Source organism: Burkholderia sp. BCC0419 (genome assembly GCF_902830285.1).
GTDB lineage: Bacteria > Pseudomonadota > Gammaproteobacteria > Burkholderiales > Burkholderiaceae > Burkholderia.
Map to the genome: position 1 here is coordinate 790,751 of NZ_CADESR010000003.1, position 11,469 is coordinate 802,219.

At 68.0% G+C, this 11,469-nt stretch carries 8 protein-coding genes and 1 pseudogene; 6 read left to right on the top strand and 3 right to left on the bottom strand.

Annotated features, from left to right (window positions below; all coding sequences use genetic code 11):
- Nucleotides 1–2 precede the first annotated feature (2 nt).
- Both pqqA and HWW87_RS21850 read right to left on the bottom strand, forming a co-directional pair.
- On the bottom strand, nucleotides 3–77 hold the full coding sequence (gene pqqA / locus HWW87_RS21845) for a pyrroloquinoline quinone precursor peptide PqqA (RefSeq protein ID WP_006485436.1): 75 nt from the start codon (nucleotides 75–77) through the stop codon (nucleotides 3–5).
- A 312-nt stretch (nucleotides 78–389) separates the two neighbouring features.
- A complete protein-coding gene (locus HWW87_RS21850; RefSeq protein WP_175822093.1) occupies nucleotides 390–2,426 on the bottom strand; it encodes a sigma-54-dependent Fis family transcriptional regulator in 2,037 nt (678 codons plus the stop codon).
- 309 nt (nucleotides 2,427–2,735) lie between these two features.
- Here HWW87_RS21850 and HWW87_RS21855 point away from each other — a divergent pair, with 309 nt between their 5' ends.
- On the top strand, nucleotides 2,736–3,752 hold the full coding sequence (locus HWW87_RS21855; RefSeq protein WP_175822094.1) for an alpha/beta fold hydrolase: 1,017 nt from the start codon (nucleotides 2,736–2,738) through the stop codon (nucleotides 3,750–3,752).
- A gap of 174 nt (nucleotides 3,753–3,926) precedes the next feature.
- On the opposite strand, the pseudogene HWW87_RS21860 reads toward HWW87_RS21855, so the two are convergent.
- Nucleotides 3,927–4,169: pseudogene (locus tag HWW87_RS21860) on the bottom strand (TonB-dependent receptor); the annotation flags it as partial.
- Between the two features lie 497 nt (nucleotides 4,170–4,666).
- Here HWW87_RS21860 and HWW87_RS21865 point away from each other — a divergent pair.
- The 5 genes from HWW87_RS21865 to HWW87_RS21885 form a co-directional block, all read left to right on the top strand.
- A complete protein-coding gene (locus HWW87_RS21865; protein WP_174430950.1) occupies nucleotides 4,667–6,388 on the top strand; it encodes a methanol/ethanol family PQQ-dependent dehydrogenase in 1,722 nt (573 codons plus the stop codon).
- Nucleotides 6,389–6,479: 91 nt separating this feature from the next.
- Nucleotides 6,480–7,685, top strand: a complete 1,206-nt coding sequence (locus HWW87_RS21870; protein WP_175822095.1) for a c-type cytochrome — start codon at nucleotides 6,480–6,482, stop codon at nucleotides 7,683–7,685.
- A gap of 98 nt (nucleotides 7,686–7,783) precedes the next feature.
- A complete protein-coding gene (locus HWW87_RS21875) occupies nucleotides 7,784–8,098 on the top strand; it encodes a high-potential iron-sulfur protein (RefSeq protein WP_175822096.1) in 315 nt (104 codons plus the stop codon).
- The gene (locus HWW87_RS21880) at nucleotides 8,082–9,974 is read left to right on the top strand and encodes a sigma-70 family RNA polymerase sigma factor (RefSeq protein ID WP_175822097.1); all 1,893 of its coding nucleotides are present in this window, start codon (nucleotides 8,082–8,084) and stop codon (nucleotides 9,972–9,974) included. Before HWW87_RS21875 ends, HWW87_RS21880 begins: the two co-directional genes overlap by 17 nt.
- A gap of 250 nt (nucleotides 9,975–10,224) precedes the next feature.
- On the top strand, nucleotides 10,225–11,469 hold a 1,245-nt coding region (locus tag HWW87_RS21885), incomplete at its 3' end, for an AMP-binding protein (protein ID WP_175822098.1).

Consider the following 11,469-nt stretch of genomic DNA (forward strand, 5'->3'; position numbering starts at 1 on the left):
GATCAGCGGTTGGCGATGTACATCGTGATTTCGAAGCCGAAGCGCAGGTCGGTATAAGACGGTGTCGTCCACTGCATGGTGTGTCTCCTGTCGAGTTGATGATGGATGCGTTGCTGGGTGAGTCGAACGACCGCGGCAATCGAGCGGTCGATTCATCTTCAGCAAGGAGCGTGCCGAAGCCGTATTTCGGCGGTGCAGCGGCGGTAGACCGCCGTCATCCGGGCAGCGGGGCGGAATCCTTACGAATAGCCGACACGATTCGCGCGAATGCATGCCACCACCCCGGCGGCACGATGTCCGCGAGTGGTGACAGGTGTTGAATCGTTGAACACCGGTGTTGCAACTTGACACACCGGCTGTGACAGGTCGCGCACCGCACGACGGCGGCGTCAGCTTTCGTCGGACGGATGGCGCCCCGCGTCGGCGCCCGGCATCTTCCGGTAGATCGTGTTGCGCGAGACGCCGAGCGCACGCGCCGCGGCGGATACGTTGCCGCCGTGACGGGCCAACGCGGCGGCGATCGCGGACGCGGCGACGTCCTGCAGGCGCGCATCGGCGGAAGGCAACGCGTCCGCGACGCCGGGCCCGGCGCCGGCGCTCGCCGCGGCGGGCAAATCGGGCGTGGCCGGCACGGCCTGCACATCGCCGCGCCGCAGGTCGTCGAAGAAGTCGTCCGGCAGGTGCTCGCGCCGGATTTCGCCGTCGTCGTCGACCATGGCCGCCGCCGTGCGCAGCAGGTTGCCAAGCTGGCGGAAATTGCCCGGCCACGTGCAACGCACGAACAACTCCATCACGTCCGGCGCGACGGACAAGGGCGGCCGGCCCGGGCCCGCGAACGCCTCGCGTTGCAGCATCTTCTGCACGACGACCGCGAGATCCGTGCGGTCGCGCAACGGCGGCAGGCGCACCACGAGGCCGTTCAGCCGGTAGTAGAGATCCTCGCGAAAACGGTTCTGCGCGATCATCTCGCGCAAATCGCGGTGCGTCGCGCAGATGATCGCGATGTCCACCGCGATCGTCTTCGTCGACCCGAGCGGGTTCACGAGGCGCTCCTGCAACACACGCAGCAGCCGCACCTGCAGCGGATACGGCATGTCGCCGATCTCGTCGAGAAACAGCGTGCCGCCGTTCGCCTGCAGCAGCTTGCCGATCGCCCCCTTGCGGCGCGCGCCGGTGAACGCGCCCTCCTCGTAGCCGAACAGCTCGGACTCGATCAGCGTCTCCGGAATCGACGCGCAGTTGACCGCGACGAACGGCGCGTCGCGCCGCGGCGAGTCGTTGTGGATCGCCTGCGCGAGCAACTCCTTGCCGGTGCCGGTCTCGCCGGTGATCAGGATCGGGATGTCCTTGCCGATCACCTTGCGCACCTTCGCGATCACGCACGCGACGTGCGCATCGCCGGTGTCGAGATAGTTGAGCCGCGACAGGCCGGCCGACGTGCCCGCCGCCGGCGCGGGCACCGCGTTCGCGCGCGCGGCCGGCGCCCCCGCGTCGCGGACGTCCGTCGGCCGGCTGCCTTCGGCGAGCGTCGCGCGGCGAAAGTGCACGCGCGCGCAGACCACCGCGCCGTTGCCGAGATTCAGCATCAGGTGCCGGTCGGTGCTCGCGCGCATGCGGTCGATCAGTTGCGCACTGGTGATGTCGAACAGCGACGACAGCGTGTGCGCGCGCAGCGCGGCGAGCGGCATGCCGAGCTGGAACTGCGCGCTGCGATTGGCCGACAGGAAGCGGCCGTCGGCGGTGAACGCGACGATCCCTTCCATCAGCGTACCGAGGAACTCGGGGCGGCCATGGAACGACACCTGCAGCGTTTCCTGAAACGTCGTCGTAAACAGGTGATTCTCGATCATCTGCACCGACATCTTCGCGAGCGCCATCGTGTGCTGGTGATAGCTGCGGTGGTCGCCCGTCACGTCGAGCACGCCGATCGCGTCGCCGTACGGATCGAGGATCGGCACGCTCGAACAGGTCAGGAAGCGGTTCGCGGCCAGGAAGTGCTGGTCGCCGTGGACGACCATCGGGCACAGCTCGGCCAGCGCCGTGCCGATCGCATTGGTGCCCTGCCGGTTCTCCGCCCAGTTCGCGCCCGGGCGCAGCGCGACCTTCTCCGCGCGGCGCAGGAAATCGTCGTCGCCGATCGAATGCAGGATCAGCCCTTCCGCATCGGTCAGCACGATCATGCTCTGCGTGTTGACGATCTGCTCGTGCAGCGTCTCCATCACCGGCATCGCGTGCACGCACAGCACCCGGCTCTGCTCGCGCTTGAGCACCAGCGCCGCATTCGACAGCACGTCGTAGTCGGGCCGTGCCGATACCTGCAGGCCGAACGTCTCCGAGCGCTCGTGGGCCTTCTGGATCGACGGCGCGGGCCAGCCAGCGGGATGCGCGGCCCGTGACCCGGCCGCCTGCTCTACGTCATCGCGCATTGTCTCCTCCGGGGGATCCTTCCGGTCAACTGCCGGACTCTTTGCCGTCATTGCAAGCAAGCATCGGGCCACGCCGGCGCCCGGGCGCGAATTGAAAGCACGATGTAATGAATCGGCCGGGCGCGGCGGCGGCATGTCGCGTCACGCGACGGCCAGGCCTTCGTGATACCGTGATTTCCCGATGCGTGACTACCGGTGCGAATCCGGATCTTCGGGGCTGGCGCGTTTCTGGCTTTATCGCAGAACCGATCCGGCCACTGGCCGGCCGAGTGACGGTTGCCTTCCCGATTCCGCCCGAACCCTATCGACATGACGCGTCACCCGATTCGATCCACGCCGTCGCCCGCGCCGCGGGCCTTGCCCGACACGCCGATGTCGCCGGCCACGCCAGCGCGCCGGCGCCTGCACCGCGACGCGCAATCGATCGCATTCGCCGTGGCCGGCGCTCCGCAGGGCCATCCGGTCGTCGTGCTGCACGGCGGGCCCGGCAGCGGCAGCCAGGCCGGCATCCTGCGGCTGTTCGACCTCACCCGCGTGCGCGTCGTGCTCGTCGACCAGCGCAGCGCGGGCGCATCGGCTCCACGCGGCGGCACGCGTCACAACAACACCGCACGGCTGATCGCGGATCTGGAGGCGGTGCGCGAGCAGCTCGGCATTGCACGCTGGGGCGTCGTCGGCGGATCGTGGGGCGCCGCGCTTGCGCTCGCGTATGCGGGCATGCATCCGGAGCGGGTGACGGGCGTCGTATTGCGCGGCCTGTTCCTGACGTCGCCACGCGAAGTTCGCGGACTCTTCATGACGTCCCGCACGCGTGCGCCTCGCGAATGGCGACGCCTGCATGCAGCGGCCGGCGGCGGCCGGCCGGATCGCCTGCTGTCGCGCTGTGCGCAGCGGCTGCGCCACGGCGCGAGCGCGGCCCAGCAGCGCGCGGTGGCGCTCGCGTGGCACGCGTACGAAAACGCCATCCTCGCATCGGCGCGAACGCGCCGCTCGCCCGTGCGCGCGGTCCGGTCGAACAAGACCGTCGGCCGGCTGATCGACAAATACCGGATCCAGGCGCACTACCTGCAACACGATTGCTGGCTCGGCGAGCGCCGCGTACTCGCGCTCGCGCGACGGGCCGCACAAGCCCACGTGCCGTTGTTCGCCGCGCACGGGATGCACGATCCCGTTTGCCCGGTCGGCAATGTCGAGCGCCTCGCGCGAGCCGCCCCCGAAGCGGAAATCGAACGCGTGAAGGCCGGGCATCTGGCAAGCGAGCCCGCGTTGGCGCGCAGCGTCGCACGGGCGGTGAATGCGATGTTCGCGACGGTGCCGTTCACGTGACGACCCGGCGCTCGTTCGCGTCACGGCGCGACCACACACGCGGCCGCACCACGCTCAGTCCCACGCATAGCGCACGCCGACCCACTCGCCACGCGGCGCGCCCGGCCCGACGAACTGTTCGTTCACCGGATGGGCGCCGTCGAACGTATGGTTCGGCCCGTTGAAGAATTCCTCGAACACCGACAGTTCCTGCGGCGTGCCGAGCTGCGGCGACGCCATAAAACGACGATAGTTGACGTCCGTCTGATACGGGTTGCCCTGCCCGTCCGGGATCGTCACGCTCTGCAGGTTCGCGGCGAAGAAATCGGTGAGCGTCGCGCGGTGCTGCACGTCGAGTTCCGCCGCACGCACCGTCTGCACGTTCGCCGGCACATTCAATAGCGGCGTGCCGATCCCGAGCGTCGGCGCCGTGCCGACGCATCGCACGCACCGACCTCGCCGCATCGTGCGGCACTGACCAACTTCATTTGTTTTCCTGATCATTTCCGTTGTCTCCGCACCTGTATTCCGCCGGCCCGTGCGAAGCACCGCGCGGCGACGGGTTGTCGCGAAGCCGGCGTGCGAGAACCGTGCCAGCGCCGCGAGCGCAAGCGGTGCGCGCTGCGCCGCACATCGATTTGGACCGGCATGCGTGCGACCGACGGCCCGCTGTTCTGCGGATTGCGCCACCTGTCATGTTTGGCAACACATCGCGCGCGACGGTGTACCTGAATGCAACACCTTCGTTGACGCCATGGCGCGAGCCGTCGCTCGACGCATCACCGGCGATGCGCCGGTGTGCCGCGCCACACCGGCTTCCAGCCGCGATGGCATGCGACTTGCGTGACGGGCAGTGCACTCGGCCCGGAACCCCAACCGTGCCGGCGCGACGAATCGTTCGCGGCGGTGCGACCACAATGACCCAGGAGACAACCATGAAGAAACTCTCGGCTTCAGCGAGCCGGCTGGCGACGATCGGCATCGCGGTGGCGGCCGCCGTCGCGCTGAACCCCGGCCTCGTCGAAGCGGCCGCGGACTACCCGGCCGTGACCTACCAGCGCCTGACCGATGCGCACGGCGATCCGGGCTGGCTGACCTACTACCGCACCTACGACGGCCGCTCGCATTCGCCGCTCAAGCAGATCGACACGTCGAACGCGAAGGATCTCAAGCAGGTGTGGGCGTACAAGTTCCCCGCCGACCTGAAGCAGGGTTTCGAGGCCACGCCGATCGTCAACGGCAACTATCTGTTCGTGACGACGCCGAAGGACAACGTCTACGCGTTCGATGCCAAGACCGGCAAGCAGCTGTGGAAATACGAGCCGAAGCTCGGCGCGGCGTCGTTCAAGACCGCGTGCTGCGACGTCGTCAACCGCGGCGTCGCGCTGTACGGCAAGAACGTCTACATCGCGATGCTGAACGGCGAAATCGCGGCGCTCGACGCGCAGACCGGCAATCTCGTGTGGAAGAAGCAGATGTTCGAGCCGGGCCTCGGCTACGCGTTCTCGCTCGCGCCGCTCGCGATCGACGGCGCGATCGTCGTCGGCACGTCCGGCGGCGAATACGGCATTCGCGGCTACATCGCCGCGCTGAATCCGGAAGACGGCTCGCAGGTCTGGAAACGCTACACGATTCCCGCCGCCGGTGAAAAGGGCGCGGAAACCTGGCCCGACGGCATGCAGAGCCATGGCGGCGGCGCCGCGTGGCTCACCGGCACGTACGACGCCGCGTCGCGCACGCTGTACTGGGGGGTCGGCAACCCCGGCCCGTGGCTCGCCGCGCTGCGCCCCGGCGACAACCTGTATTCCGACTCGCTGCTCGCGCTCGATGCGAAGAGCGGCAACCTGAAGTGGCACTACCAGTACACGAACAACGACACGTGGGACTACGACGGCGTGAACGCGGCCGTCCTCGCGGACATCAAGTACAAGGGCAAGGACTACGACGCGATCATCCACGCCGACCGCAACGGCTTCTTCCACGCGATCGACCGCACGACCGGCAAGCTGATCTACGCGACGCCGTTCGTGAAGGCGTTGTCGGTCACCGGCTACACGGCCGACGGCAAGCCGATCCAGGACGCGTCGAAGTTCCCGAAGGCCGGCACGACGATCGAAACGTGCCCGAGCTTCCTCGGCGGCAAGAACTGGTGGTCGATCTCGTACGACCAGGAACGCAACATCGCGGTCGTGCCCGCGCTGCATGCGTGCATGAGCCTGACCGGCAAGTCGGTCAGCTACATGGAAGGCCTGCCGTATCTCGGCGAAGGCTTCGAGATCAAGCCCGAACCGGGCAGCGAAGGCTACGGCGAGCTGACGGCCATCGACGTGAACACCGGCAAGAAGCTGTGGAGCCACTGGTCGAAGAAGCCGTGGAACGGCGGCGTCGCGACCACGGCGAGCGGCCTCGCGTTCAGCGGCTCGCTCGACGGCCACCTGTACGCGTTCGATACGGCGACCGGCAAGGTGCTGTGGGAAAGCCCGCAACTGGCGAGCGGCATCATTTCGCAGCCGTCGGTGTACGAGGTCGACGGCAAGGAATATGTCGCCGTGCTCGCCGGCTACGGCGGCGCGAACCCGATCTGGGGCGGCCCGATGGCCGACATCGCGAAGGACGTTCCGCGCGGCGGCACGCTCTACGTGTTCGCGCTCGACTGAACCGGCGCCACGCACGAGTCGCGCCCGAGTCGCGCCCGCATGCGCCCGATGCGGGCGCGACGCCCCACCCGCTTCAACCGGACACACGATCATGAATACTCGTCTCACTTCCGTTACCGTCGCCAGTCTGCTCGCCGTGGGCGTGGCGCTGACACCGGCAGCCGCGTCGGCCGGCGTGCGCGTCTGCACGCTGCCCGGCAGCCCGACCACCGCGCTCGACCGCTCCGTGGCGCGCGAAGTGTTCCGCACCGCGGGCATCGCCGCGACCTTCAACACACGCGGCATCGACGACAACGGCGACGACGACGGCATCTCCGCCAGCGAGCTGACGAAATCGCTCGAACGCGACTGCGACGTGATCGCCGGCTTCCCGCGTTCGGCGATCGCCGATGCGTCGGGATCGAAAATGACGTTCTCGCAGGGCTACCTGCGCTCCGGGTACGTCAGCGTGTCGCTGCCCGACGCGCAAGCGCCGTCCGGCGCGAAGGAAACGATCGCGGCCACGTACGGCAGCCCGTCGCAACTGATCGCCGCGCAGCAGGCGAACGCCCGCTTCGACCTCGAGAACACGAGCGAGAAAACGATCGGCGCGCTCGCCGCCGGCCGCGCGCAGCGCGCGATCGTCTGGTATCCGAGCGTCGTCGCCTACGAGCGTGCACATCCGAAACAACGGTTCAAGGTGGCGGCGACTGCATCGCCGTACTCCGACTGGCAACTGTCGTTCGCCTTCGGGCCGGGCAAGGACGCGCTGCAAAAGCGCATCGACGCCACGCTGTCGGAGATGAGCGGCAACGGCCGTCTCGCGTCGCTCACGCGCGGCTGGACGCTTCCCGACGACATCGCGCAAGCCGCCGCCACGCCCGTGCCCGGCCGGTTTCTCGACGGCGCGATCGCGTCCGCGCAGCGGCCGGCAAAGAGCGCCTTCATCAAGGTTTCGACGAGCGAAGGCAGCGGCGTCCCGTCGTTCGACCAGGCACAGGTGCAACACGGCAAGAAGCTCTACGGCGATGCATGCGCGAAATGCCACGGAGACCAGCTCGAAGGCAATACCGCGCCCGCGCTGAGCGGTGAATCGTTCGCGCCCGAAGGCAAGTCCCACATCACGGTCGGCGGCATCTTCCTGTACATGTCGAGCAACATGCCGGCCGATCGCCCCGGCAAGATGACCGCGCAGGAATACGAGGACCTGATGGCGTTCCTGCTTTACTCGAACGGCTACGACGCGTCGCAGAGCAAGCTGACCGCCGATCTCGCCAACGCGTCGAAGGCGCCGCTCATCGCCGGGCCGCGCAAGTAACTTTCCCGCCCGCTTTCGTTTCGGTCGACCGCCGCGCCGGGCAGCATGCCCGGCGCGCGGGCCGGATTTTTTCTTGTCATTTCATCCAGGACGACACCATGATCTCCCGCCATCGCAGAACCTTCTTCGTGCAGGCCGCCGGCCTGTGCGCCGCGCTCGCGACCAGCCCGCGCGCATTCGCGGCCGCACCGCCCGTCGACGAAAACGACGCGGCAGCGAAAACGCTCGGCTACCGCGCAAAGGCGACGGCCGTCGACGCAGGCAAGTTCCCGAAGTATCAGGCCGGCCAGACGTGTTCGAACTGCCGCTTCTACAAGGCCGCCGCGGGCGAATCCGTCGGTACGTGCCCGATGTTCGCGGGCAAGACGGTTGCCGCCGAAGGCTGGTGCAACGTCTATGCGAAGCTCGCTTGATGCCGGACCCGCCCGCGAGCGCGACGACGCGTCGCGTCGCGGCGCGGACGCCGAACGCGCGGACCATCTGCATGCGCTGATCGCGCTGGGCATCGACCGCGGATACGTGACGCACGGTGAAATCGCCGATGCGTTGCCCGATGCGTTGCCGGATGACGCGGCCGAACGCGCGGCTGTCGACGCGGCCGCGTCGATGCTGCGCGAGTTCGGCATCGACGTACGCGAGCATGCCGGCGCGCGTACTGCGTGGACGCTCGACCGCCATTTTTCTCCGGTGTCGGAAGTCGCGTCGTCGCTCGCCGACGCATCGACGCCGCTCGCGGCCGACGACCTGCTCGCGGGCAGGACCAACGATCCGGTCCGGCTCTATCTGCGGGAAATGAGCGCGACGCCGCTGCTCGAACGCGACGACGAGATCGCGCTCGCGCTTCGTCTGGAAAGCGGCCGTGCCGCATGCATCGACGCATTGAGCCGCGATCCGGCGGCGCTCGCCGCCGTCGCGGCGATCGCGGACGACATCCGTGCCGGCAAGGTGGCGGCGTCGGTTTACGTGACGGGATTCGCCAGCGATATCGCTCCGCCCGCGAGTGCGCCGACGATGTTGCCCAACGATTCAACCGCGGAATCGCCGGCGCCGGACGACGACGCCAGTCCTTCCCTCGACACCCCGGCGTGGCGCGATACGGTCGTCGAAGCGCTCGAGCGCGCCGGTGTGCTGGCATCGGCGATGCAGCATGCGTTGCACGCCGACGGTTTCGCATCGGCCGCTTACCGGGTGCTGCTGCGCGAGGCTGCCGTATCGACCAGCAGAATCCGCTTCACCTCGCGCGCGATCGAACGCATCGGGCAAGCGAACCGCGAGCGCGCGAGCCGAGCGCGCACGTTCGAAAAGCGGCTCGTCGACACGCTGGCCGCCTCGGGCATCCGTACGGAATCCGCACGCCACGACCGCTTCACGCCGTGCGACGACGTATACGCATGGCTGCACGCATGCAGCGCCGCGCACCCCGACTGCGCCGCCGCCCTCTCCCGCCATGCGCCGGCGCTGATCGACGCGCGCAGCGCGCTCGCTCGCGTCGCCCGCGAGTCGCTCTTGCCGCTCGACATCGCGATCGCGCTCGATGCGCGGCTGTCGCGTATCGAGCGGGCGATGCAACCCGCGAGAACGAAGCTGTTCCAGAGCAACCTGCGGCTCGTCGTCTCGGTCGCCAAACGCTATGCCGATCGCGGCCTGCGGTTCGCCGATCTGATCCAGGAAGGCAATATCGGCCTGATGAAAGCCGTCGATCGCTACGACCACCAGCGCGGCTTCAAATTCTCGACCTATGCGACCTGGTGGATCCGGCAGGCGATCACGCATGCGCTCGCCGATCTCGGGCGCACGATACGTGTGCCCGCGCATACGGTCGATACGCTCAACAAGCTGTCGCGGCTCGCGCGCATCCATCGGCAACGAACCGGCGACGTCGCCGACGCGCGGGCGCTTTCCGCGCAGATGCGGCTGCCGGTCGACAAGGTGCGCGAGCTGATGGGTATCGTGCGCGAACCGATCTCGGCCGACCTGCCGGTTTCGCCCGATCACGACCTCACGCTGTGCGACGTCACGATCGACCCCGACGCGCCGACGCCGGAAGAAGCCGCGAGCGCCGGCCAGTTGCGCACGGCGGTCGCAGCGCTGATCGATTGCCTCCCCGCCCGCGAAGCGTGGATTCTTCGCCTGCGCTACGGGATCGATGTCGACAACGAGTATTCGCTGCGTGAGATCGGCCGGCAACTGAACCTGTCGGCCGAACGCGTTCGTCAGCTCGAGGTGGCGGCGCTCGAACGCATCCGGGAATTCAGGCACGCACCGGCGCTGCGCTCGCTGCTCGCGTGACGCGGCCGTGCCGGGCGAGCGCCAGCCGGATCGCACACCGAACTGCTCAGGACTGCAACATTCCTGCTGCATTTGTGAACGCCTCGCCGCATCGCGATACCGTCCGCAAACCCGACGGCCTGGCTGGATCGGGCATCACGCGCCCGGCTGTCGCGGGTTTTGCCGCAGCCGCGCACCGGTCGCGCAACTGGCATGCATGTTGCGTTTTCCCGAGCACCGTCAGGAATCACACGAACGCAGGGAGACACGCTTGTCCAAGATCGAATCGGTTCTTCACGAAACCCGTCAGTTCGCGCCGCCCGCGGCGCTCGAGAAGACGGCGACCATTTCCGGCATGCCGGCCTATCGCGCGCTCGTCGCCGAGGCCGAGCAGGATTACGAAGGCTTCTGGGCGCGTCTCGCGCGCGAGGGCCTCGCGTGGCACAAGCCGTTCACGACGGTGCTCGACGAGCGCAACGCGCCGTTCTACAAATGGTTCGACGACGGCGAGCTGAACGCGTCGTACAACTGCCTCGACCGCCACGTCGAGGCCGGCAACGGCGAGCGCGTCGCGGTGATCTTCGAGGCCGACGACGGCACCGTCACCCGCGTCACCTATGCGGACCTCCTCGCACGCGTGTCGCGCTTCGCGAATGCGCTGAAGAAACGCGGCATCGGCAAGGGCGATCGCGTCGTGATCTATATCCCGATGTCGATCGAAGGCATCGTCGCGATGCAGGCCTGCGCGCGCATCGGCGCGACGCACTCGGTCGTGTTCGGCGGCTTCTCCGCGAAATCGCTGAACGAGCGGCTCGTCGACGTCGGCGCGGTGGCCCTCATCACGGCCGACGAGCAGGCGCGCGGCGGCAAGACGCTGCCGCTCAAGAGCATCGCCGACGAGGCGATCGCGATGGGCGGCTGCGAGGCGGTCAAGAGCGTGATCGTCTATCGCCGCACCGGCGGCAAGATCGACTGGCATGCAGGCCGCGACCTGTGGATGCACGAACTCGCCGACGGCGAATCCGACCGCTGCGAGCCGACCTGGGTCGGCGCCGAGCATCCGCTGTTCATCCTGTATACGTCGGGCTCGACCGGCAAGCCGAAGGGCGTGCAGCACAGCACGGGCGGCTACCTGCTGTGGGCCGCGCAGACGATGAAGTGGACCTTCGACTGGAAATCCGACGACGTGTTCTGGTGCACCGCCGACATCGGCTGGGTCACGGGCCACACGTACATCACCTACGGGCCGCTCGCGTGCGGCGGCACCCAGGTCGTGTTCGAGGGCGTGCCGACTTATCCGGACGCCGGCCGTTTCTGGAAGATGATCGACGATCACAAGGTGACGGTGTTCTACACCGCGCCGACCGCGATCCGCTCGCTGATCAAGGCGGCCGAGGCCGACGACAAGGTGCATCCGAAGAGCTATGACCTGTCGAGCCTGCGCATCATCGGCACGGTGGGCGAGCCGATCAATCCGGAAGCGTGGATGTGGTACCACAAGCATGTCGGCGGCGAA

What these genes read in the sequence shown, in the direction of transcription:
- HWW87_RS21850 (WP_175822093.1), bottom strand. Translation starts at nt 2,426, where the DNA reads ATGCGCGATGACGTAGAGCAGGCGGCCGGGTCACGGGCCGCGCATCCC.
- HWW87_RS21855 (WP_175822094.1), top strand. Translation starts at nt 2,736, where the DNA reads ATGACGCGTCACCCGATTCGATCCACGCCGTCGCCCGCGCCGCGGGCC.
- HWW87_RS21865 (WP_174430950.1), top strand. Translation starts at nt 4,667, where the DNA reads ATGAAGAAACTCTCGGCTTCAGCGAGCCGGCTGGCGACGATCGGCATC.
- HWW87_RS21870 (WP_175822095.1), top strand. Translation starts at nt 6,480, where the DNA reads ATGAATACTCGTCTCACTTCCGTTACCGTCGCCAGTCTGCTCGCCGTG.
- HWW87_RS21875 (WP_175822096.1), top strand. Translation starts at nt 7,784, where the DNA reads ATGATCTCCCGCCATCGCAGAACCTTCTTCGTGCAGGCCGCCGGCCTG.
- HWW87_RS21880 (WP_175822097.1), top strand. Translation starts at nt 8,082, where the DNA reads ATGCGAAGCTCGCTTGATGCCGGACCCGCCCGCGAGCGCGACGACGCG.